This window comes from Agrobacterium tumefaciens, assembly GCF_005221385.1.
Taxonomy (GTDB): Bacteria; Pseudomonadota; Alphaproteobacteria; order Rhizobiales; family Rhizobiaceae; genus Agrobacterium; species Agrobacterium tomkonis.
The window spans coordinates 308,155-332,031 of record NZ_CP039903.1 but is presented as its reverse complement, the minus strand read 5'-3'; the positions used below and the strand labels follow the sequence as shown (position 1 = coordinate 332,031).

The window sequence follows — 23,877 nt, the reverse complement described above, 5'->3', positions numbered from 1 at the left end:
GCAGATGTCGTGTTGCCGCAGGCATGGCACAGCCTGGCGGAGAACTGGATAGAATATTTGACCAGTGCGACGCTTCGCTGATAGTTTGCTCCACATCAAATACGGGGCGGGATTTCGCCGGAGACTTCTGCGATGGACGAAACGCTTTTTGCGCGCATCGAGCACAGCCGCACATCACAGGAGGTGATCTTACGCTTCGAGGAATTGATCCTCGACGGCATATTGCGGGATGGCGACCGGCTGCCCGGCGAGCGCGAACTGGCGCAAAAGCTGGATGTCTCGCGGCCGATCCTTCGGGAAGCGCTGAAGGAGCTTGAGACCCGTGGCCTTCTCATCAGCCGGCATGGTGGCGGCACCTATGTCGCGGATATTGTCGGCCCGGTCTTTTCCGATCCCCTGAGCGCGCTCATCACCCGTCATAGCCGGGCGACCCGGGATTTCCTCGAATATCGCCGTTATATCGAAGGCATGACAGCCGAACTTGCCGCACAGCGGGCGACGGAGCCGGACAGGCGCAACCTCGCCGCCATCGTTGAGAAAATGCGCGAGGCGCATGAGGCGGGCCGTTTCGAAGAGGAGCTTTCGGGCGATGTGGAATTTCACAATGCCATTGGCGAAGCGGCGCATAATATCGTGCTGATGCACACATTGCGGTCATGTTACCGGCTTTTGAGCGATGACATCTTTTATAACCGCCATCTCATCTTCACCGTCGCGGGCGCCCATGACGAGGTGCTGAGACAGCATATCGCGATCCATGACGCCATCGCGAGCGGGGATCCGGCGGCGGCAAGGGCTGCGGCCGAGGCTCATATCGACTTCATCGTGGAAACGACATTCCGGGCGCATCAGGCGCGCGAATGGGACCGGATTTCCCGCCTGAGACAACAGCAGCGCAGCACCTGAAAACGCCATCCGGCGAAATACGGCACCTATTTTATTCAGGTTTTTATGGAACCTTTTGTGCTCTTTGGTCTTTTAATCGGGTTAATTGGAAAAATTTACCAAGATGGGACCCATGACGACCACGAGCGAAACTGAACGCTATCCGCGGATAGCTCTCATATCGACGCATGGCTATGTCGCCGCGCACCCGCCGCTGGGCGCTGCCGACACCGGTGGACAGGTGGTTTATGTGCTTGAGCTTGCACGCAAACTCGGCCAGCTCGGCTATACTGTCGATCTGTATACCCGCCGCTTCGAAGACCAGCCGGAATTTGACGAGGTTGACGAGCGCGTGCGTGTGGTGCGCATTCCCTGTGGCGGGCGCGATTTCATTCCCAAGGAATATCTGCATCGCCACCTGATGGAATGGTGCGAAAATGCGCTGCGTTTCATCAAGAAGAACGACCTGAATTATTCTTTCATCAACAGCCATTACTGGGATGCCGGCGTGGCCGGACAGCGGCTGTCCGAAGCGTTGAAAATCCCGCATCTGCACACGCCGCATTCGCTCGGTATCTGGAAAAAACGCCAGATGGAGACCGACTATCCGGAAAAGGCCGATACGTTCGAACTGGAATTCAATTTCAAGGAGCGTATCCAGCACGAGCTGATCATCTATCGCAGCTGCGACATGGTGATTGCCACGACGCCGGTGCAGCTTGACGTGCTGATCGAAGATTACGGGCAAAAGCGCAAACACATCCACATGATCCCGCCGGGTTATGACGATAATCGCTTCTTCCCGGTTTCGGATGCAACGCGGCAGATGATCCGTCAGCGTTTCGGTTTCGAAGGCAAGGTGGTGCTGGCGCTGGGGCGGCTTGCCACCAACAAGGGTTATGATCTGCTGATCGATGGTTTCTCCGTTTTGGCGGAGCGCGAGCCGGAAGCCCGCCTGCATCTGGCCGTCGGCGGCGAGAATATGGACGAGCAGGAGACCACCATTCTCAACCAGTTGAAGGACCGGGTAAAAACGCTCGGTCTGGAAGACAAGGTGGCATTTTCCGGTTACGTCGCGGATGAGGATCTGCCGGATATATACCGCGCCGCCGATCTCTTCGTGCTTTCCAGCCGTTACGAACCTTTCGGCATGACGGCGATCGAAGCGATGGCGAGCGGCACACCCACCGTCGTTACCATCCATGGCGGGTTGTTCCGGGCCGTCAGTTATGGCCGCCATGCGCTGTTTGCCGATCCTTTCGACAAGGAAGACCTCGGCATAACCATGATGAAACCGTTCAAGCATGAGCGGCTTTACGGGCGGCTTTCGCGTATGGGCGCGCACAAGGCGCGCAGCCTGTTCACATGGACGGGCATCGCGCAGCAATTGCTGGCGCTTGTAGAAGGCAGGACCATGATGCCGGTTCTGGAAGAAGCGGACTGGGCCGAACCGTGGAATGACGGCGATTGAGACCGCTTCGCCTTTTTTCCACCGATCTCGACGGAACTGTCGTCGGCAACAACGATGCCACGCGTCGGTTCCGCGATTTTTGGCAATCATTGCCGGACGAGCATCGTCCGGTTCTGGTCTTCAATAGCGGCAGGCTGGTCGATGACCAGCTTGCGCTGTTGGAAGAGGTGCCACTGCCGCGGCCCGATTATATCATCGGCGGCGTCGGAACCATGCTGCACGCGAAGGAGCGCGGCGAGCTGGAAAGCGCCTACAGGCACTCACTCGGCACCGGCTTCGACCCGAGGAGGATTGCCGATGTCATGGGACGCCTGCCTGATGTAACGATGCAGGAGGAGCGATATCAGCACGGCCTCAAATCCAGCTGGTTCCTGCATGATGCCGATGAGAAGGCGCTTGCCGATATCGAAGCAGCGCTGCTGGCGGCTAAGATCGATGCCCGCATCGTCTATTCCAGCGGTCGTGACCTCGACATATTGCCAAAGGCCGCCGACAAGGGTGCCGCATTGGCATGGTTATGTGGACAACTGCATATCGGCCTCGACGAATCGGTCGTCGCGGGCGATACTGGCAATGATCGGGCGATGTTCGAGTTAAATGACGTTCGCGGCGTGATCGTTGGCAATGCCTTGCCGGAACTTGTTTCCATGGCGAACAGCAATGGCCGATTTTACCTCTCGGGCGCGACTGAAGCGGATGGTGTGATTGAAGGTCTCCGACATTGGGGACTGGATATGGGGCCAGCGCAATTCCGGCCGTAACCCTTGAACGGTTTGCGTTCCGAATGACCTGAAAGCAGACAGATACGGAATTCCGCAATCGGCTGTTGAACCGGGAACACCCCGGCGAGCTTCCGTTCGCCTCCATCTGCCCCCCTGATCTTCATCAGCGTGAAGACAATAGTGGGTTATGGATGAAGGGGGATTGGCGGAACATCCAGCATATCTATATTAGCAATTATCACTACCCGGCAAACAAGGATTTATACGGATTGAAGATTTTGAATCGATTGGCGACAGACGTTGGCTTGATGTTGCGCAGACCGCCGCGACAGCAATATGCGGCGCTGTGCTATCGATTGTCCAAAAAAAATCCGGAGCCGGAAGTCCTGCTGCTGACCAGCCGGGACACGGGACGATGGGTCATTCCCAAAGGCTGGCCGATGGGCGGCAAGAAGGCCCATGCGGTGGCCGAGCAGGAAGCCTATGAGGAAGCCGGCGTCAAAGGCACGGTGGAGAAGGCTCCTTTCGGCTTTTATGAATATGAGAAAAAACTGAACAGCGGCATCAACGTGCCGTGCAGGGTTCAGGTGCATCTGCTCGAAGTCTCGGAAATGCAGGAGAGCTTTCCCGAAAGAGACTCCAGAAGGCTGGAATGGGTCACCCCCAAGGAAGCGAACAGGCGGGTCAATGAGCCGGAGCTGAAGGCGCTGATGCTGGCTTTCGACAAGCGGATGGCGCATTCGAAATAGCGCCGCCGCCCGAAGCGTGGCAATGTGCAGTTTGTTTTTCCAACATGGCTTTTATCGTCTTTCATTTTGGAAAGATGTGCGAGATGTAACAGTCTTTCTGTAAAATTGCCTTCAACCTGCGACACTGCCGGACGAGAGGGAATGCTGGCAAACGAGGTCTGAATTGGCAATAAAGCCACCATCGAACATGAAACCGACGCTCGACAAGGATCTCGACAAGATCACCCGTGTCGAAGAGGCGACGCTGCACGTCACGCAGCAGCTTGCAGGCCTTGGCGCGGGGTTCATGTTCGTTGTTCTGGCGGCGATATTTGCCGGTGCCTTCGTCACAGGCACCGACGGCTCGGTCATCATCATCGCCGCCGTCGCCATCGGCGCCTATATGGCGATCAATATCGGCGCGAACGACGTAACGAACAATGTGGGCCCTGCGGTTGGCGCCAAGGCCTTGCCACTTGCCGCAGCACTCATCATTGCCGCCATCTGCGAGATCGCCGGTGCACTGATCACCGGCGGCAATGTGGTCGAAACCATTTCCAGCGGCATCATCAACGTCCAGACCATTCCGGACAGGACCGCATTTTCCTGGGCGATGCTGTCGGCGCTTCTCGCCGCCGGCCTTCTCGTCAATCTCTCGACCTGGACCAAAGCGCCGATTTCCACCACCCATACGGTGGTCGGTGGCGTTGCGGGTGCCGGCATGGCGGCCTATGGCATCGGCGCAGTCGACTGGCTGTCGCTCGGCAGCATTGCCTTTGCATGGGTGCTTGCGCCCTTCATCAGTGCGGTTATCGCCGTCCTCATCCTTGCCTTCATCAAGGAATGCATCATCTATCGCGAGGACAAGATCGAATCCGCGCGGCTGTGGGTGCCTGTTCTCATCGGCCTGATGGCGGGGGTTTTTACCGCCTATCTCATCTGGGTCGGGCTGCGGCAGCTCATGCATGTGTCATTGGGCCACGCCAGCCTCATCGGGCTTATGACCGGCCTAGTTGCCTGGCGTCTCTGCGTGCCGATCATCCGCAAACAATCCGAAGGGCTGGAGAACCGTAACCAGTCGCTGCGAACGCTGTTCCAATGGCCGCTCGTGCTCGCCGCCGGATTGATGTCCTTCGCGCACGGGGCAAATGACGTGTCCAACGCCATTGGCCCGGTGGTGGCCATCGTGCGGGCATTGCACAACGAAGCGGTGGAGACGTCCGCCCGCGCACCGCTCTGGGTAATGCTGGTCGGCGCGTTCGGCCTTTCCTGCGGTATTCTGCTTTATGGCCCGCGCCTCATCCGCCTGGTCGGTGAACAGATCACCAAGCTCAATCCAATGCGCGCATTTTGCGTTTCCGTGGCGACCGCGCTCACCGTTCTTGTCGCCTCACGCTTCGGCCTGCCGGTCAGCACAACCCATACGGCAATCGGCGCGGTATTCGGCGTCGGTTTCTTCCGTGAATGGTACACGCAGTCATCGCGCCGGCGGCAGGAACTCGTCAATGCGGGCACCGGGGATATCCGCCGGGCTGCACGATTTGCCGACAATTCCTCCGAGGTGCGCCGCCGCTACCTTGTCCGGCGTTCCCACTTCATGACGATCATCGCTGCCTGGCTGGTCACCGTTCCCGCAAGCGCTACGCTTGCGGCGCTGCTCTACTGGCTGATGTCTTTCCTCTTTCTGTAAACCTGAAACCAAATCCCATGCGCGCAAATTTCCGGATGCAACGCCTGTTTATCGAAGCCCCGCTTGCCGCGGACATCGCACTGGAGGCGACGGGCGAACAGTTCAACTACCTCGCCAATGTGCTGCGTATGGCGGATGGCGCGGAAATCCTGCTGTTCAACGGCCGCGACGGCGAATGGAGGGCGAAACTTTCCTTTCCGAGCCGCAAGAAGATCGTTCTCATCCCTCTGGAACAGACGCGGCCGCAGCCGGACGCGCCGGATCTGCATTATCTCTTTGCGCCGCTGAAGGTCGGCCGCATGGATTATCTGGTGCAGAAGGCGGTTGAGATGGGTGCCGGCCTGTTGCAGCCGGTGATGACGCAGCATGTTCAGGGCAAAATACACAACACCGACAAGCTGCGCGCCAACGCCGTCGAGGCCGCCGAACAATGCGGCATACTGTCTCTGCCTGAGGTCGCCGAGCCGGTGAAGCTGAAAGACATGCTGGAGAGCTGGCCACAGGACCGGCGCATCATCTATTGCGACGAAGGCGATGCGGGGCAAAATCCGCTGCCGGTTCTGCAATCCGTCAAGGAACGCAAAATCGCCCTGCTGGTTGGCCCGGAAGGCGGGTTTTCCGAGGACGAACGGGACCTTCTGCGCAGTCTTGCTTTCGTTACCCCCATTCCGCTCGGGCCGCGTATCCTGAGGGCCGATACGGCCGCCGTCGCAGCATTGGCGGTCATTCAGGCGACCATCGGCGACTGGAACTGAGGTGGAATATTACGCTTGATGCATCTTTAAAAGAAATTCATTTGCCTCCGGATGCGATCCGGCTCTATCTGCCAATCATATGCCTCGCCGCAACAGAGACGTCATAACAAGGTAAGCCATGGCACGCGACACAACCGACCAGACACCCCTCTCCTCCGTCACGGAGCTTACAGACTATCTGGCGGGCGGTTGCAAAGCTGAAGCCGATTTCCGCATCGGTACCGAGCACGAGAAATTTGCATTCTTCCGTGAGGATAATAGCCCCGTTCCCTATTTCGGCGAGGCCAGCATTTCCGCCCTCCTGAAGGGCATGCAGGCAAAGCTCGGCTGGGAACCGATCATGGACGGTGAGAACATCATCGGGCTTGGTGAACAGCACGGCATGGGGGCCATCTCCATCGAGCCGGGCGGCCAGTTCGAACTTTCCGGCGCGCCGCTCGAAAACCTGCACCAGACCTGCAAGGAATCTAACCAGCATCTGGCGACCCTTCGCGAAGTGGCGGAGCCGATGGGTATCCGTTTCCTCGGCATCGGCGGCAGCCCGCTGTGGAGTTACGACGAAACACCGCATATGCCGAAATCACGCTATGCGATCATGACGCGTTATATGCCGAAGGTCGGGACCAAGGGTCTCGACATGATGTACCGTACCTGTACGATCCAGGTGAACCTCGACTTTTCCTCCGAAGCGGATATGCGTCAGAAGATGCGCGTTTCCATGAAGCTGCAATCGCTGGCAACCGCACTGTTTGCCTCTTCGCCCTTCACCGAAAGCAAGCCAAACGGCCTTCTTTCCTGGCGTGGCGATATCTGGCGCGACACCGACAATCAGCGTTCCGGCGTGCTGCCCTTCACCTTCAACGACGATTTCGGCTTCAAGGACTATGTCGAATGGGCGCTGGATGTGCCGATGTATTTCATCGTGCGCGACAGCAAATATCACGATTGCACCCATGTCACCTTCCGTCAGTTCATGAATGGGGCGCTGAAAGGCGAAATCGCCGATTGGCAGCCGACCATGGGTGACTGGACAAACCATCTCTCTACCCTTTTCCCGGATGTGCGCCTGAAGCGTTTCCTTGAAATGCGCGGCGCCGATGGCGGCCCCTGGAGGCGCATCTGCGCACTGCCGGCTTTCTGGGTTGGCCTTCTGTATAACCAGGAAGCGCTTGACGCTGCCGATGCACTGACGGCCGGCTGGAGCTTCGAAGAGGTGATCGCACTTCGCGACGCCGTGCCGGTCAAGGGACTGGGTGCCGAGATAGCCGGCAAGCCGCTTCTGGGTATCGCCCGCGAGGTTGTCGATATTTCCCGCACCGGCCTTAAAAACCGTAACAGGCTGAACGGCGAAGGCCAGGACGAGACCGTGTTCCTGTCATCGCTGGACGAGGTGCTGGCCAAGAAGACCACGCTCGCCGACGACCTGCTGGCGCTCTATAACGGACGCTGGGGCGGCTCGGTGCTGCCGGTGTTCGAGGAATATCAGTATTAAGATATCCCGCCGAACCCCGCTATGGGGTCAGGAGCCCGCGTAACAGCAAGCGAAGAAAGCCATAAAAAAGCCCGGCGCGGCCGAGGGGCCTGACACCGGGCAAAGGCAGGGCTATTGGCAAATCACCCTGCGGGGAAAACTTTTCGGTTCGAAGCAGTTCCAGCCGCTGGAGGCCCTCTGGAACTGCGCGAACGAAGCCGCTTTTGCTGCAATGCTTACAGCGTCTTGAACCGTGTCACTGCCCGCTTGCGCGCGGCGCGAGTCAGATGAGCGGTCGGATCTTCGAACAGGCCGGTATTAAGCGCGTCCCGCACATCCGAGTGCGCCAGCCCGATATCGGCAAGAAGGCGGTCGTCAAGCTCGGTCAGCCCATTGGCGACGATACGGTTGTAGATGCGCTGCAAAAACGTTTTCACGGCCGAAGCACCACCGACGACGATGCGACGCAGGGTGTCGCTCTGCCTTGTGGTTGCGAGTTCCAGTTCCATTCTCCGTTCTGCCGTGCGCATGACACTTATCCTTCCGTAACGGCACGATGCGGCACCGCCCCCGACGCACCACGCGCGAGAAGCTGCCTTGGGTTGGGGCCTGACGTTTCGCCGGCCCGTGGTTGAGGTTGATTTGTTGAATGTCAAAATGTCGCAAGACTATTGATCAGTCCAACGAATGTTTCTAATGTAAGACATCAATCATTCTGATGGATGACCATCCATGTCCGCACCTCTCGATATAGATCAGCTGCACACCTTCATCGCCATCATCGATACGGGCAGCTTCACCAAAGCCGCCGACCGCGTTTTCAAGACGCAATCCGCCGTCTCCATGCAGATGCGGCGGCTTGAGGAGCGGATCGGCAAACAGCTTTTCGCCAAGGACGGGCGTGGCAACCGCCTGACGGCGGAGGGCGAAAAGCTGATGAATTACGCCCGCCGTATCATCCGCCTCAACAATGAGGCGATCGCCGCCTTTGACGACAACCGGCTCGAAGGTACATTGCGCATCGGCACGCCTGATGACTATGCCGACCGCTATATGCCTGAAATCATCGGCCGTTTCGCCAAGACTCATCCGAATGTCGAGCTTTACATCGTCTGCGAACCTTCGGTCAGCCTTGCCGAAAAAATGGCGCGCGGCGAGCTGGATATTGCGCTCGTCACCCACAATCCCCGCGCCCGCTCTTCGGATGTGGTTCGCACCGAACCGCTGTGCTGGGTCGCTTCCGCCAACCATCCGCTGAAGGATGATGCGCCGGTGCCGCTCGCCGTCGGCCGTCGCGACTGCCACTGGCGGCAGCTTGCCTGTTCGGCGCTCGATGCCGACGGGCGGGATTATCAGGTTCTGTTCACCAGCTGGTCTTCCACGGTGGTCGCCGCCGCCGTGCTGGCCGGCATGGCGGTCTCGGTCCTGCCGGAATCGGCGCTGCGTACCGGTATGAAGGTTCTGAGCGCTGCCGACGGTTTCCCACCGCTGCCACCGGTGCAGATCGGCCTGATGAAGCGGCCGGGCCTCTCGCCCTCGCTGGTGAATGCGATTACCGACCATATCACCGCCTGCCTCGACAACATCTCGCCGATGAACGTTGCCGATGAGATGGACAGTGACGTGAAGACCTACCCGAAGATGCCGCGCCTGCGGGCCGGGCATATGCTGCCGGGGTGGTGAGCGGATAGTACAAATACGAAGGCCGGGGTAAGCTCCGGCCTTTCTGTTACGCGTTTGCGCGCTGCCGTTTACCGCGCCCGCAGCGATGCGACCGCCAGCAGCGTCTCGCCGCTGATACCCGCCGAGCCGCTGCCATTAAACAGCATCATGATCGGATCGGTGGTGTTCTGTGCGTTGTCGTACATGATGGTGAAGCGGGAGACGAGTTTCTTGACCTTTTCCGGGTCCTGAAAATCCTCGATGTCGAAATATTTCTTCATCATCGCCACCTGTGTATCGACCGGGGCGTTGCCGAGTTCATCGGGAATACCAAAGGTGGTGTTGATGAAATTCTGGATCGCGGTGTCGGCAAGGATGGAATAATAGGACGTCGTTCCTGCCGCCATGCGCTTGAAATAGAGCGCCAGGCGCACGCCGGCATTCTCTTCACCCGCCTGCGTTTCCAGCGTCTGCGTCAGGTAATTGTCCAGCGTCTCGTAAAGACCACGCCGCGTCTGGATCAAACTGCGGTCTTCGCGAAGGATATTGCCGTCCGTATCGAAGTTGAAGGCTGTGACGAGACGACGGAAGACCGGGTCCATCTCCTTGTTGACGTAGCTTTCGCTATCATCCAGCTTGGAAGAGAATATCTTTTCCAACTGTTCCTTTGTCACGCTTTTCGGATCGATGCCCAGCGATTCCATCGCAAATTTCGTCAGGCGATCATTGGCCAGGAATTCCTTGAACGTCTTGATCTTCTGCATCTCGGCGGTGAAATACTCCGCCTCTTTCTTGGCCGCTTCCTTGTCCTTCTCCGTGCCGAAAGCAGACTTCTTCTTGATATAATCGGCCGACATGGTCTGCATTTCGATTTCCGACTGAGCCAGAACGGGAGACCCCAGACTTCCGTCGGACTTGAAGTTGAAAAGATCCGCCAGCTTGACGTAGCGCTCGTCCTTCAGCGTATAGACGTAACTCTTCTTGTCCTGCAGGTCGCTGGTAAGGACCTTGCGGATATCGGCAACATTCACCTTGGCCGGATCGAGACCGACCGCCTTCAGCGCGTAGTTATAGACCGCGCTGCTGTCGAGAAAATCCTTGACGGATGTGACGCTTCTTATGTCGCTCTTGAACAGTTTGAGCGCATTCGCGTCGGCCGCGTCATCCTTGTCGTTATAATGGGTCATGTAGCCGTTGGTGGTGGTCGCGGTCTGCAACGTCGTCTGGGGCGTCGTGCCGGCGGCAAGCGTTCCGTCCGCCTGGAAGTTGAACGCATTTCTCATGGCGATGTAGCGTTTGTCGTTCTTGCCGAAGGTCGCGATGTAGTTGTTCGGGTCGCTCAGATCGCTGGTCAGAATATTCTCGATCGTCGCCGTCACGATCGTCACGTCGTTCAGGTCGAAAGCAACCTTTATATAGTTGAGAAGGCGCGCATCCGAGGTCAGTTCGTCCACGGTCTTGATCGAGCCGATCTTCGATTCGAAATAATCCCTGTTCAGGGTGGCGACCGTCGGCGTCACGCGCGGCGCGCTGGCGATATAGGCATCCGTCATCACTTTGACATTGTCAGCCTTCTGCGCTCCGCCGGCGGCCACCGTGCCGTCGTTCTTGAACTCGAAGGCAGCCGCAAGCTGTGCCATCTTGTTATATTGCGTGACGGTGTTGGACAGCGTCGTCTGCTCCGCCGTGATTGCGGCGAGCTTTGCTTCCCACTCGCTCTTCGGCGGCAACACGGCTTCAAGCTGTGTCAGCTGATCCTGCCTCGTCACCTTTTCCGCCTCGAGTGCCGTGCGCTGCTCGGCCGTCAGGTCCGTCCCAGCAAGCGAGGTGTCGATGGCGGTGATGCGGGCCGTGACCTGCCCGTGAAGTTCGATATTGCCCTTCATCGCCAGCTTTTCGACCGCGTCATTATAGGCGGCACCAAATTTCTGGTTGAGGTAGCTATCGGGATCGGCGATATCGCTCGTCATCAATCCGCGGATATGGGCATAGGTATAGGTCTTCTCATCGATGCTGAAGACCTGGAAAATATAGGCGCGGGTCCTGTCATTCTGCAGCAGCTGATCCACATTGGTGACCGAGCCGATGATCGCCTTGTAATAGCGCGTTTCTTCCGAAAGGCTGTTATCAAGATCGGATATCGACGTACCGTAAAGCCCGATCATCTTGTCGAGCTGGGCCTCCGTCTGGACGGTCTTCGTTGACGCCGTGAAGTTGAAGGATGCGGCGAATTCGCGGTAGCGCTCATCCGTCAGCTTGTTGGCAAAGCTGTTCTGGTCGTTCAGATCGCTTTCCAGAACTTTCTTCATAAAGGCCTTGGCATAGGTCATCTCACCGAGACCGAAGGCATCCATGGCGTAGGAATAGAGCTGATAATTATTCAGGAACTCATCGACACTTTTCACATTGCCGATGTTTTCCTTGTAATATTTCGTCTGTCGCTCGATGAGACCCTGCTGCGCCACGCGAGAGATGCTCGTCTTCATATCGCGGTTGATGAGGTCGTAGCTGAGATACGTCGATACCATCTGAATGCCCTCTGAAACATCGCGCATCCCTTCGGGAGCATCGAGGTTCCGGTTATTAAATCCACCCAACACGCCCCATCCGGACGCACGGCAAGCCTTGGCAGGACTATGCATGACGCTCCTTGCCCGGAGCTTGAAAGAGCACATTTTCGGGGGTGATAAAAACCGCATTGTCTCAATCCGCTTTACGCAAACGAAACCATGCCACAGTGGGTTTTGCTAACCATTTGGGAATGCAAAGTTTTCTTAACCGCGATTTTTAAGCAGTCTCGAACATGCGGCGGATAATCTCCTGACATCAGAGGACGAAAAGTCCCGATGAGAAGACCGGAAACCGGCTCTCAGGTAAAACAAGGGTAGATTAAACATGACCAAGACCGTTCTGAAGCCCGACTGGGCCGTTGCCACACTCAGACTCGACCCGGCACGTTTTCCGCAACAGGTCACCTATGGAAAAGGCAACGGCGCGACCGACGTCGCCGTAACGCTCGATGAACGGGGCGCCGTTCTGAGAAAGGTTCTTTCCTCTTCCGGCCTGCCTTTGTCTTTCGCCCTGCCAGCCCGCGCCTTCAAGGGTGTCGCCGCCCGCGCCATCGACCATGGCGACGGCCAGGTGACCGTGACGCTGGAACTTCACCATGATGATCCGGATCTCTGCGTTCCGCTGCTGGTCGCCCACGATCTCTGCGATATCGCCGCCGACTGGCGCAGCTGGTCCGAAGCCTACCGCATTCCCATGCTGATGGTGGAAGCCGATGGCGTTGCCCGCCCGCTGGAAGAACATCTCGGCAAGGTGCGCACCCAGAATACCCGCCCGCGCCGCCGCCATTCCTATTTCGCGGATCGCCGCCCGCGCTTCCTCGTTCGCCGCTCCACCGGTTCTCTCGGCATGAGCATGAAGATCGAGGGCAAGGAAATCATCGCCCGCAGCTGATAATCTTCAGCGAAAACAAACCAAAAGCCCGGCGCGCGTAATGCGGCCGGGCTTTTTTGTATCTTGCTTTCCAGCTGCTTCACACCAGCAGAAGCGGCAGAATGAGGCCCGCGAAAATCATCACACCGACGCGGTTGTTGGATTTGAACAATACGAGGCATTGCTCGACGTCGTCGATATCCAGAACCCAGACCTGCCGGAACAGCATGATGGCTGCGGCGGCAAGGCCGCTATAGGCAATGACGTTAACACCCGCACCCCAGAAAGAGAGAGCAATCATGACAAGGGCTGTGCCATAAAGAAAAACCAGCCAGCGATGTGTGTTTTCTCCAAACAGCAGGGCGGTGGAACCGATGCCTACCGCCGTGTCGTCTTCCTTGTCCTGATGGGCGTAGATTGTATCATAACCGATCGTCCAGGCGATGGAGGCGACATAAAGCAGGACAACCGGCCAGGCGATGGAGCCGAACTGCCCGGCCCAGCCCATCAACGCGCCCCAGGAAAAGGCAAGGCCGAGAAAAAATTGCGGCCAGTTGGTGAAGCGCTTGGCAAAAGGATAGATCGCTACGAAGATCAGCGAGAAGATGCCTGTCGCGATTGCGAAGCTGTTGAACTGCAAAAGCACCACAAATCCGGCAAGCGCCTGCAACACGATGAATATCTTGGCCTGCAGCCGGGTTACGCGGCCGGATGGCAACGGACGGGAGCGGGTGCGCGCCACGGCCATGTCGATCTTGTGGTCGGCCAGATCATTATAGGTGCAGCCCGCACCGCGCATCGCCACCGATCCGATGAAAAACAGCGCCAGATGCCAGATCAGCGTGCCCCAGGAAAAGCCGCCACTCACCGTCGCGGCATTGGCCGCAAGGGCGGCGGACCAGAAACACGGCCACATCAACAATTGCCAGCCGATGGGGCGATCCCACCGTGCCAATTGCGCATAGGGCCAGAGGGACCTCGGCAAAATCCGATAGACCCAGTTGTTGGATGGCGCGTCGGAAACGCGGTCTGACAAATCGCTGTGGTGAACCATGGGATGGTTCTACAGCATTGGCGGGCGAATCGGAATGGATTTCAGCATTGGCCGCGCCCACAAAAAAGCCCCGCAGCGCTTTCGCGGCGAGGCTTTGCATCACCTTATTCGCGTCGCCTCAGGGCAGCGAGAAATTGAATTTGTAGCTTGCCTGAACACCGATGATGAACTGGTTCTTCGAACCACGCTCGCGCACCAGCGAACTGTCGGCGGCGTCGCCCGTCAGACGGCGATATTCCGCGAAGGAACCGACTTCGGCGTTTTCGGTGACTTTCCAGGTGATGGCGGCACCGATACCGGCGGAATGCAGGCCGCCGCCCGGGCTATAGGGCGAAGGTGCGCCGGCGGCTGTCTGCGCCGCGCTCACGCCGTAATAGCGCTCATTGTATTTGCTGCTGACCCATGTGGCGCGCGGGCCAGCGGAAATCTGGATGCCGGGGGCGATATCGGTAAAGGCATCGACGGAGACGTCACCAACCACGCCGCTGTGGCTGCGGATGCCCTGACGAACTTCGCCGCGCACGCGCAGCCAGTCGGTCGGATAGGCCTCGGCGAAACCACCAAGCTCGCCACCGCGCTTGATGCGGGTCATGCCCTTCAGATCGGAAGAATCGCCTTCGTCACGCGGGGATACGAGCTTGCCGGCCAGACCCATGCTGATCGGACCGTTATCCAGAAGCGAGATCGAGGCGCTGTCATTGCGCGAGGTGAAACGCGCGCCCTGCCCCTGACGTCCGAGCGAAATAATGGGCGAGAAGCCGAATTCGTTCTTGTTGTCGCCCTGATATTTCGGCGCAGTGAAACCGGCGCCGCCGAGCTTCAGATACCAGTCGCCGGAAAACCAGCCTTCGGCATGGGCATTGCCCACGGCAAAAAGCGACAGGACACAGGCGGCGACTGCCGCTGATGGCTTGAACATGAAAGAACCCCAGAAACGCAATACAGACAGGTGCCCGTAGAATTAGAGGGATTGTCTTTCCATTCCATTAACCAGCGCGGGATGAAATTCGACTCCTGCGGAGGGTGGTGACAAGGCCTCAAAACCCACCTCCGTCATGCTCGGGCCTGTCCCGAGCATCTACAAACCGAAGGACTTTACGCAACGTGGATAGATCCTCGGGACGAGCCCGAGGATGACGCCGAGATTGCGGAGACGTTTGTCAACACTCTCCGCAATTCGGTCACCCGTCACCCACGCCGTGGTCAGAACGTCACCTTCTCCAGCGGTGAACGGGTCTTTTCAAACTCCAGCAGCTTCGCCTCGTTCTGCGCAATGTAATCGCGATTATGCGGAACGGCATCGCGATCCTTGGCGAGCTGGATCTGGAAGATATGGAAATTTTCATGGGTGAAGGCCATTTCGGACCCCGCCAGATAAAATTCCCACATGCGGAAGAAGCGCTCGTCGTAAAGTGCGATCGCTTCGGCCTTGCGCGCCACGAAACGTTCACGCCAGTGCCGGAGCGTATGGGCGTAATGCATGGGCAGGATTTCGATATCCTTCACCAGCAGCCCGGACTTCTGGATCGCCGGCAGCACTTCGGCAAGCGAGGGAATATATCCGCCGGGGAAAATATATTTTTCTATGAAGGGATTAGTCGCCAGTGCCGGATAGGGCTGGCCGATGGAATGCAGTACCATCACGCCCTTATCGTCGAGCACCTCCGCCACCTTGTCGAAATAATCGCGATAATGCGTCGGCCCGACATGTTCGAACATGCCGACGGAGACGATACGATCATATTTCTTCGAGGCCGGAAGGTAGCGGTAATCCTGCAATTCGAAACGGACATTGCCGGCAATACCGCGTTTTGCCGCCCGGTCGCGGGAAACACGCAGCTGTTCCTCGCTGAGCGTGATGCCCGTCACATCGGCACCGGCGCTTTCGGCGATATACATCGCCATGCCGCCCCAACCGGAGCCAATCTCCAGCACGCTCTGGCCCGGCTCGGTCATCAGCTTGGCAGCAATATGCCGTTTTTTGGCAACCTGCGCCTCATAAAGGCTGATACCAGGCGGGTTGAAATAGGCACAGGAATATTGCCAGTCCTCATCGAGGAAGAGGTCGAACAGCTTGGCGCTCAGATCATAGTGGTGGGCGACGTTGCTCTTGTTGTGATTGACCGGCAGATGCATCTTGATGCGGGCGGCGATGATGCGCGCCATGCCGCGCCAGACCATGCCAAAGGACAACGCCTCGCTCAGCGTATTGCCTTTGACCAGCGCCAGAAAGTCGTAAATATCGCCCTCGGCGATGGTCATACGGCCTTCCATATAAATTTCGGCGAGTTTCAATGCAGGATCGGCGGCGATCTCCTGCATGGCAGCTTCGTCGGTGAAATTCAGAACAACCCGTTTTCCAGTGCCGTCACCAAATGTGCGGCTGCCCTGCGGGCTGTGAACGGCAAGATCACCGATCTTGATTATCTTTTCGAGAAGAACATGCAGAGACGACGCCATGGCACCCCCAATTGCTAAGTCTCACTTATCAATTTTGCTGACCGTATTCCTTTCGGCACAAGTTTCAAGATAGTCTTATTTCAAAAAAATTGAACGATTTCATCAAATAAAAAGCCCCGCCGGGGTATCCGGCAGGGCTTTTCGGCAAAAAATCATTTCAACCCTAGGTCAGCGTCTCTTCATTGCCTCAGCCAAAGCCGCGGCAAGAGCACCACCGGATTGCGACCCCTCGTTGCGATCTTTCGGCTTGGATGTCGCGTGGCGCATGGCGTTGGCATTGCCTTTCTCGCGCATCGGCTGAGGTGCTGCCTCACCGCCATCCTTGCGCATGGTGAGACCGATGCGCTTGCGTTTCACATCCACTTCAACGACTCGCACCTTAACGACATCGCCCGCTTTGACGACCTCATGCGGATCCTTCACGAAACGGTCGGCAAGCTGCGAGACATGCACCAGCCCATCCTGATGCACGCCGATATCCACGAAAGCGCCAAAGGCGGCGACATTGGTGACTGTGCCTTCCAAAAGCATGCCCGGTTTCAGATCGGTGATCTCGTCCACGCCTTCGGCAAAAGTCGCGGTCTTGAAGCTCGGGCGCGGGTCGCGGCCGGGTTTTTCCAGTTCAGCGATGATGTCTTTGACAGTCGGCAGGCCGAATTGCTCGTCGATGAAGCGCTTCGGGTCGAGACCCTTCAGCGTGGCGCTGTCGCCCATCAGCGTGCGCAGGTCGCGGCCGCAGGCGGCAACGATCTTCTTCGCCACACCATAGGCTTCCGGGTGCACCGAAGACGCATCCAGCGGCTCCTTGCCATTGGGAATGCGCAGGAAGCCAGCGCATTGTTCGAAGGTACGCTGGCCAAGGCGCGGCACTTTCAGCAGCTCCTTGCGGCTGGCAAAGGGGCCGGTCTGATCGCGATGGGCGACGATGGCGTCGGCAATCGAGCTGCCAAGACCGGACACCCGCGCCAGAAGCGGCGACGAGGCCGTATTGAGATCAACGCCGACGGCATTCACCGCATCTTCCACGACGGCATCAAGCGAGCGGCTGAGGCGACCCTGATCGACATCGTGCTGATATTGGCCAACACCGATGGATTTCGGTTCGATCTTCACCAGTTCCGCCAATGGGTCCTGAAGGCGGCGGGCGATGGAGACGGCCCCGCGCAGCGAAACGTCGAGATTGGGGAATTCCGCCGCCGCCCGTTCCGAAGCGGAATAGACCGAAGCGCCCGCTTCCGAAACGATGACCTTGGTGGGTTTTGTGCCGGAAGCCGAAGCGGGCATCTGCGCCAGAAGATCGGCAACCAGCTTTTCCGTCTCGCGGCTGCCGGTGCCGTTGCCGATAGCGATCAGCTCGACATTGTGCTTGCGGATGAGCAAGGCGAGTTCCGCCTGCGTGCCGCGCACATCGTTCTTTGGCGGGAAAGGATAGACCGTCGTGGTCTCGAGGAGCTTGCCGGTGCCATCCACCACGGCCACCTTGACGCCGGTGCGGATGCCCGGATCGAGACCCATGGTGGCGCGGGAACCCGCCGGTGCAGCCAGCAGCAAATCTTTCAGATTGCGGGCGAAAACATTGATCGCCTCTTCTTCGGCCCGCTCACGCACTTCACGCATGAGATCGAGCGACAGCGACATGGAGAGCTTCACGCGCCAGGTCCAGCCCGCCACTTCCATCAGCCACTGATCGGCGGGGCCGGCATTGCGGATATCGAAGGCGGCAGCGACGGTGCGCTGGGCCGGCTTGACCGGCGACGGATCGTCAGCATCGACATCGATCGTCAGTGTCAGCACTTCCTCGTTCCAGCCGCGCAGCATGGCGAGCGCCCGGTGGCCCGGCACGGTTGCCCAGCGCTCGAAGTGGTCAAAGTAATCGGAGAATTTCTCGCCGGTCGCCTGTTTGCCGTCCACGACCTTGGCGCGGAAAATGGCGTTCTGGCGCATATAGTCGCGCAGCCGGCCGAGAAGATCGGCGTTTTCCGTCATGGTCTCGGCCACGATATCACGCGCGCCTTCAAGCGCTGCCTTCACATCCGCTACCTCGCCCTTGATATAGGCCTCTGCAAGCTTTGCCGGATCGCCAGCGCGGTTATCCCAGATGGCTTCGGCAAGCGGACCAAGGCCGCGTTCGCGGGCGATTTCGGCGCGGGTGCGGCGCTTGGGCTTATAGGGCAGATAAAGGTCTTCCAGTTCCGCCTTGGTGCCCGCCTGCATGATCTTGACCATCAGCGCGTCGGTCATCTTGCCCTGACCGTTGATGGTCTCGACGATGGAGGCGCGACGCGCATTGAGTTCGCGCAGATAGACAAGGCGTTCCGCCAGCGTTCGAAGCTGGGTGTCATCGAGGCCGCCGGTCACCTCCTTGCGGTAACGGGCGATGAAGGGAACGGTCGCGCCCTCGTCCAGCAAGCCCACCGCCGCCTTCACCTGATCGGGGCGGGCGTTGATTTCGGAGGCGATGAGCGTGGCGAGGCGGGCATTATCTGCGGTCATGAGGTTCTCTGATGTGGCGTCTGGAGCGGCGAACATAATGTCTGATTGTGGCGTGACAACAAGAGGCGGCAACGATTCCACAGGAAAGGCTGACTTCAAGGGAAAGACAGGCCTTTGCGGCGCTTTCTCCTTGACCTTTCGCCCCCCTGCCCTTAACGCCGCTGACACAAGGTTACTGGCGAATTTGCAGGGGTGTTGACCATGAAAGTTCTGTTGATCGGTTCCGGCGGACGCGAACATGCGCTGGCGTGGAAAATCGCCCAGTCTCCCCTGCTCGATGAGCTTTATGCTACACCCGGCAATCCCGGCATCGCCGACCACGCAACGCTGGTTGTACTTGACGTGGAAGACCACGCCGCCGTCATTGCCTTTGCAAAGGAAAAAGCGATCGACTTCGTCGTTGTCGGCCCGGAAGCGCCGCTGGTGGCGGGTCTGGCGGATGATCTGCGTGCCGCTGGCATCGCCACTTTCGGCCCATCGAAAGCCGCTGCCCAGCTTGAAGGTTCCAAGGGTTTCACCAAGGATCTCTGCGCGCGCTACGATATTCCGACCGGCGCTTACCAGCGTTTCAAAGCCGCCGAGCCGGCCAGGGATTATGTCCGTGAACAGGGTGCGCCCATCGTCATCAAGGCGGACGGGCTTGCCGCCGGCAAGGGCGTGACCGTGGCGATGACGGAAGCGGAAGCGCTTGCCGCCATCGACGAATGTTTCGACGGCGCTTTCGGTGCGGCCGGCGCCGAAGTGGTGGTGGAGGCCTTCCTCGATGGCGAAGAAGCCAGCTTCTTCTGCCTTTCGGATGGCAAAACGGCGCTGGCGCTGGCCACCGCGCAGGATCACAAGCGCGTCGGCGACGGCGACACCGGCCCGAATACCGGCGGCATGGGCGCCTATTCCCCTGCCCCCGTCATGACATCCGCCATGGTGGAACGCACCATGAAGGAGATCATCGAGCCGACGATTTCAGGCATGGCCAAGGACGGCAATCCCTTCTCGGGCGTGTTCTTCGCCGGCCTGATGATCACCGCCAAAGGCCCGGAGCTGATCGAATATAATGTGCGCTTCGGCGATCCCGAGTGCCAGGTGCTGATGATGCGCCTCAAGAGTGACCTTCTGCCGCTCCTCTACGCCACCGCCACCGGCACGCTGGACAAGGCGCAGGCGGAATGGCGTGATGATGCGGCGCTGACTGTCGTTCTCGCATCCAAGGGTTATCCCGGCACTTACGACAAGAACACGCCGATCGCCCATATTCCCGATGCCAGCGCAGAGGCGAAGGTCTTCCATGCCGGAACAGCATTGAAGGACGGCAAACTCGTCGCAACCGGTGGCCGTGTGCTGAACGTCACCGCTTTTGGAAAAGACGTGACGGAGGCCCAGGCACGCGCCTATGCTTTGACGGACAAGGTCGAATGGGAAAATGGCTTCTGCCGCCGCGATATCGGCTGGCAGGCCGTGGCCCGCGAAAAGGCCTGATACTTGCAGCAAACGGTGATGGAGCGAATATTTCGTTCAATTTTTACCAAGTTTGCTGACCCGATGGAAACGAAAGACCAGTAATATTTGCCCGAATATTGAATGACGCACCGTGCCTGAGCCACGGATTTTGCGGTTATTTCGGGGGTTTTTCGATGCGTCGTCTTCTTTTGACAGCCATTCTCGCGCTGACCGGCGGTTCGGCCATGGCGTCTTCCATCGAATATATCAATGGCGTACATGTCAGTAACGGTAGCTTTGTTCGCCGTGACTGCACGGGCTGCGAACCAGTACAAGACAAAACGGCAGCGCAAGGTTATGCCATCCCATCCATCGAGCCGGGCACGCAACATACCGAAATGCGCGAAGTCGATGGCAAACGCACACTCATCCGCACCGAGGCCTGGCTCGGCGGTGCGCCGGTTACCTTCGTCAGCACCAATCCCGCATGGATGTCGGAAACCTCCAGTACCGCAATCGCAACCTATGACGATGCCGAACCCGTGGCGCACCCGGAAGAAACGGTTTCGACACCTGCCGGTATCGACGTGACGACGACGACCGCAGGCGTCAAGGAAATCTCTGGCGATGATGCCGCAGCTCCAACCAGCGCCTCGGCGATTACCGCACCCGTATTCCCGGATTTCAAATTGCGTGGCAACTGACGGGCAGCACTCGGCGCGTTTTCCTGACAAACGTTAAATAATCGCGTCATTGCTGTATTTATCGTAGCTCTCAGCAACCATTCGGAGAATAATATATTTTCCGGCCGTTATTCTGTCAGCCAAGCTGATAAAGCTTTCGCTAATTAAATATTTATTCAAATTTTTGGCCGCTAAGTGACTTCATGGTGCAATGCAGCACAATATGAGGCCTGGGCGGACGCTCGCTTTTCAGGCCCTTCACCGCGCATCAGGCGCCCTTTCCATTTCCGAAACTTCGGCAGCGCGCGACCTTTTAAGGCCGCGACGCCAAACGCTTGTGAGCGCCCATGAAGAACCTCTCCATTTCCCGCCAGCTGATCGTACTCGTTGTGGCCCTTATGGCCGCCTTCTCCGTGGCGACGTTTTACCAGCTGAAATCCGCCACCGATGCGATCTATGAGGAACGCTACGGCATGCTGCGGACGCAGGTGCAATCGGCCATTTCCATTCTGCAATCCTTCCATGACAAGGAAACCGCCGGAACGCTGTCGCGGGAAGAAGCCATGAAACAGGCTTACGCCACCGTCAGCGCCATACGGTTCACCCCTGATGGCTATCTGTTCGGGTACGACTATGACGTGACGATGAAGTTCCATCCCGATGCCAAGCGGGTCGGCGAAAACTTCAAGGGCAAGCCTGATAGCAAGGGGTTCGCTTATCGCGACGAGCTGGTGCGGCTTGGTCGCAAGGGCGGCGGCCAGACGGATTTCTACGGTCCGAAGCCCGGCATGGAAGGCAATGATTACGCCAAGAGTTCCTACGCACTTGCCTTCGAGCCCTGGCAGGTGGTGGTCGTGACCGGCGTCTATATCGACGATCTGAACGCGCAGGTGCGCGGCGAAGTGATGAAGGCGCTGTCCATCGGTGCCGCCATCTTCATCCTGGCGCTTGCCGCCGCCTTCTACGTCATCCGCGGCATTTCCAAACCGCTTGGCGATATTCACCGTGCGCTTGGCGAAGTGGCCAATGAGAATGTCTCGCTCAAAATCCCCCATACCGGTCTCACCAACGAGGTAGGCATGATGGCGAAGGCCACCGCCTCGCTGCAGGACAAGGTGCGCGAGCGCCACGCCATGCAGCGCCGGCAGGAAGAACAGCAGGAACAGCTCGACACGGAACGCCAGAACAATCTCGACATGCAGCGCGACGAAGCCGCATTGCAGGCGCGCGTCGTCACCACCATCGGCGAGGCGCTGGAGAAGCTCGCCGGCGGCGATCTGACCGTTCGCTGCGGCGATCTCGGCAACCGTTATGCGGCGCTGCGCGACAATTTCAACGAGGCCCTGACCCATCTCGACGCCGCCATGGCCAAGGTGAACTCCAAGAGCATCGACATCGGCGGCTCCAAGGAGGAAATCCGCAAGGCCTCCAACGAGCTTTCGCAGCGCACCGAACGGCAGGCAGCAAACCTCGAGGAAACTTCGGCCGCTCTGGATGAATTGACCGTTGCAGTGCGCCAGACAGCAGAGGGTGCAGCCGACGCCGCCAAGCGCGTCACCACCGTCAGCTCGGAGGCCATGCGCAGCGACCGGGTGGTGGAAGAGGCGATATCAGCGATGAGCGGCATCGAGCAATCTTCCGACCAGATTTCGAACATCATCGGCGTGATCGACGACATTGCCTTCCAGACCAACCTTCTGGCGCTGAATGCCGGTGTGGAGGCAGCACGTGCCGGTGAAGCCGGTAAGGGTTTTGCCGTGGTGGCGCAGGAAGTGCGCGAACTGGCGCAGAAATCCGCCGCCGCTGCCAAGGAGATCAAGGACCAGATCGCCCGTTCTTCCAGCCAGGTCGAAAACGGCGTGCGCCTTGTCGGTGAGGCCGGTGACGCGCTGAAACGCATTTCGGACCAGATCAAATCCGCTAACGAGATCGTCAGCAAGATCGCCCATTCGGCTGCCGAACAGGACACGACATTGCGCTCGATCTCCTCGTCGCTCAACCAGCTCGATGTCGCCACCCAGCACAATGCCGCCATGGCGGAAGAAACCACGGCTTCGGCCGAAGCGCTGGCCGTGGATACCGAAGAATTGCTGAACCTCATCCGCGGCTTCCGCGTTTCCGCCGGCCACCAGCTTCACGGCATGGCAGAGCAGATGCGTATGGCGGGGTGACCACTAACGGTCTCATGCGATTGAAACAAAATGCCGGGCACAGACCCGGCATTTTTATGTGGTTTTCCAACCGTTCCCCACATATCCGGCATCATCCTCGGGCTCGACCCCAGGATCCATGGCCAGACTGCGTTCAGGATTCTTGCCTTAAGGGGGAGGATGACGGCAGAGAGTACTTGCAACGTTGAGAAGCAGGCAACGCCGTATTGGCGGCGTCTCATTTCAGCGGGTCAGCGTATCGAGACGATCGATATCGGCAGGTGAAAATACGGTAATACCGGCTTTTCCGAGCAGCGCCGCCGTCACGCCATTGCCCGGATGTTTGAGGCCGGAGAACGAACCGTCATAGATCGCGACCGACCCGCAGGACGGGCTGCCATCGATCAGCAGCGCATGGGTGCAGCCATTGGCCTTGGCGAAGGCCAGCGCCTTTTGCGCACCGGCGATGAATTGCGCGGTGACATCGCCACCGGTCACCTCCAGCACACGGGCGCGGCCCTCCAGCACATCGAGACCGGACGCGCCCCTCTCAATTTCCGCCGGTGGACGCGGAACGGGCATACCACCCGCCATCTCCGGACAGATCGTCACCAGCCTGCCCTCGCTTCGCCAGCGCTCTATTGCAGGGTGGGATAGAGATTTGCCCTTGCCGTCGTAGCGGACGGGCTGGCCGAGGAGGCAGGCGCTGATGAGGATTTTGGGAGGTGCGTGGGTCAATGGGGAGTCATCCTGCGGGAATGGAGGCTGCGGCTTACCC

General features: G+C 58.7%; 19 protein-coding genes. 12 read left to right on the top strand and 7 right to left on the bottom strand.

Going from position 1 to position 23,877, the window contains the following annotated elements; translation table 11 throughout:
* The first annotated feature begins 132 nt into the window (after positions 1–132).
* The 7 genes from CFBP6623_RS01650 (at position 133) to CFBP6623_RS01620 (ending at position 7,743) form a co-directional block, all read left to right on the top strand.
* Positions 133–906, top strand: a complete 774-nt coding sequence (locus CFBP6623_RS01650; RefSeq protein WP_046800668.1) for a FadR/GntR family transcriptional regulator — start codon at positions 133–135, stop codon at positions 904–906.
* Positions 907–1,009: 103 nt separating this feature from the next.
* Positions 1,010–2,356: a glycosyltransferase family 4 protein gene (locus CFBP6623_RS01645; RefSeq protein ID WP_162249028.1), complete on the top strand. Its 1,347-nt coding sequence runs from the start codon at positions 1,010–1,012 to the stop codon at positions 2,354–2,356.
* Positions 2,353–3,117, top strand: a complete 765-nt coding sequence (locus tag CFBP6623_RS01640) for an HAD family hydrolase (protein ID WP_046800666.1) — start codon at positions 2,353–2,355, stop codon at positions 3,115–3,117. Before CFBP6623_RS01645 ends, CFBP6623_RS01640 begins: the two co-directional genes overlap by 4 nt.
* Before the next feature lie 269 nt (positions 3,118–3,386).
* Positions 3,387–3,827, top strand: a complete 441-nt coding sequence (locus CFBP6623_RS01635; protein ID WP_046800665.1) for an NUDIX hydrolase — start codon at positions 3,387–3,389, stop codon at positions 3,825–3,827.
* Positions 3,828–3,990: 163 nt separating this feature from the next.
* On the top strand, positions 3,991–5,496 hold the full coding sequence (locus CFBP6623_RS01630) for an inorganic phosphate transporter (RefSeq protein WP_046800664.1): 1,506 nt from the start codon (positions 3,991–3,993) through the stop codon (positions 5,494–5,496).
* 17 nt (positions 5,497–5,513) lie between these two features.
* Complete coding sequence (locus CFBP6623_RS01625) at positions 5,514–6,251, top strand: 16S rRNA (uracil(1498)-N(3))-methyltransferase (protein ID WP_046800663.1); 738 nt, start codon at positions 5,514–5,516, stop codon at positions 6,249–6,251.
* A gap of 118 nt (positions 6,252–6,369) precedes the next feature.
* Positions 6,370–7,743, top strand: coding sequence for a glutamate--cysteine ligase (locus tag CFBP6623_RS01620; RefSeq protein WP_046800662.1), 1,374 nt, complete (start codon positions 6,370–6,372; stop codon positions 7,741–7,743).
* 215 nt (positions 7,744–7,958) lie between these two features.
* On the opposite strand, the gene CFBP6623_RS01615 is transcribed toward CFBP6623_RS01620, so the two are convergent.
* Positions 7,959–8,252, bottom strand: coding sequence for a DUF1127 domain-containing protein (locus CFBP6623_RS01615; RefSeq protein ID WP_046800661.1), 294 nt, complete (start codon positions 8,250–8,252; stop codon positions 7,959–7,961).
* Between the two features lie 202 nt (positions 8,253–8,454).
* On the opposite strand from CFBP6623_RS01615, the gene CFBP6623_RS01610 reads away from it, so the two are divergent.
* On the top strand, positions 8,455–9,405 hold the full coding sequence (locus CFBP6623_RS01610; protein ID WP_046800660.1) for a LysR substrate-binding domain-containing protein: 951 nt from the start codon (positions 8,455–8,457) through the stop codon (positions 9,403–9,405).
* Positions 9,406–9,473: 68 nt separating this feature from the next.
* Here the strand turns inward: CFBP6623_RS01610 and CFBP6623_RS01605 are convergent, their stop codons facing one another.
* Positions 9,474–11,912 carry a DUF1217 domain-containing protein gene (locus tag CFBP6623_RS01605; protein WP_046800744.1) on the bottom strand — a complete coding sequence of 813 codons (2,439 nt, stop codon included), beginning with the start codon at positions 11,910–11,912 and terminating at the stop codon, positions 9,474–9,476.
* 367 nt (positions 11,913–12,279) lie between these two features.
* On the opposite strand from CFBP6623_RS01605, the gene CFBP6623_RS01600 reads away from it, so the two are divergent.
* A complete protein-coding gene (locus tag CFBP6623_RS01600) occupies positions 12,280–12,846 on the top strand; it encodes a DUF6101 family protein (RefSeq protein WP_046800659.1) in 567 nt (188 codons plus the stop codon).
* A 79-nt stretch (positions 12,847–12,925) separates the two neighbouring features.
* Here the strand turns inward: CFBP6623_RS01600 and ubiA are convergent, their stop codons facing one another.
* From ubiA to CFBP6623_RS01580, 4 genes are all read right to left on the bottom strand, one after another.
* On the bottom strand, positions 12,926–13,879 hold the full coding sequence (ubiA, locus tag CFBP6623_RS01595; RefSeq protein WP_046800658.1) for a 4-hydroxybenzoate octaprenyltransferase: 954 nt from the start codon (positions 13,877–13,879) through the stop codon (positions 12,926–12,928).
* Between the two features lie 118 nt (positions 13,880–13,997).
* Positions 13,998–14,798: a MipA/OmpV family protein gene (locus tag CFBP6623_RS01590; protein ID WP_046800743.1), complete on the bottom strand. Its 801-nt coding sequence runs from the start codon at positions 14,796–14,798 to the stop codon at positions 13,998–14,000.
* Positions 14,799–15,082: 284 nt separating this feature from the next.
* Positions 15,083–16,339 (bottom strand): SAM-dependent methyltransferase, encoded by a 1,257-nt coding sequence (locus CFBP6623_RS01585; protein ID WP_052817305.1) that lies wholly within the window; start codon positions 16,337–16,339, stop codon positions 15,083–15,085.
* A gap of 168 nt (positions 16,340–16,507) precedes the next feature.
* Positions 16,508–18,832: a Tex family protein gene (locus tag CFBP6623_RS01580; RefSeq protein ID WP_080842276.1), complete on the bottom strand. Its 2,325-nt coding sequence runs from the start codon at positions 18,830–18,832 to the stop codon at positions 16,508–16,510.
* Positions 18,833–19,033: 201 nt separating this feature from the next.
* Here CFBP6623_RS01580 and purD point away from each other — a divergent pair, with 201 nt between their 5' ends.
* The 3 genes from purD (at position 19,034) to CFBP6623_RS01565 (ending at position 23,120) form a co-directional block, all read left to right on the top strand.
* Positions 19,034–20,305 (top strand): phosphoribosylamine--glycine ligase, encoded by a 1,272-nt coding sequence (gene purD / locus CFBP6623_RS01575; RefSeq protein WP_080842277.1) that lies wholly within the window; start codon positions 19,034–19,036, stop codon positions 20,303–20,305.
* A gap of 155 nt (positions 20,306–20,460) precedes the next feature.
* On the top strand, positions 20,461–20,970 hold the full coding sequence (locus CFBP6623_RS01570; RefSeq protein ID WP_080842708.1) for a plant virulence effector HPE1-like domain-containing protein: 510 nt from the start codon (positions 20,461–20,463) through the stop codon (positions 20,968–20,970).
* 326 nt (positions 20,971–21,296) lie between these two features.
* Complete coding sequence (locus CFBP6623_RS01565; RefSeq protein ID WP_080842278.1) at positions 21,297–23,120, top strand: methyl-accepting chemotaxis protein; 1,824 nt, start codon at positions 21,297–21,299, stop codon at positions 23,118–23,120.
* Between the two features lie 222 nt (positions 23,121–23,342).
* Here the strand turns inward: CFBP6623_RS01565 and CFBP6623_RS01560 are convergent, their stop codons facing one another.
* Positions 23,343–23,837, bottom strand: a complete 495-nt coding sequence (locus CFBP6623_RS01560) for a DUF523 domain-containing protein (RefSeq protein ID WP_080842280.1) — start codon at positions 23,835–23,837, stop codon at positions 23,343–23,345.
* Positions 23,838–23,877 lie beyond the last annotated feature (40 nt).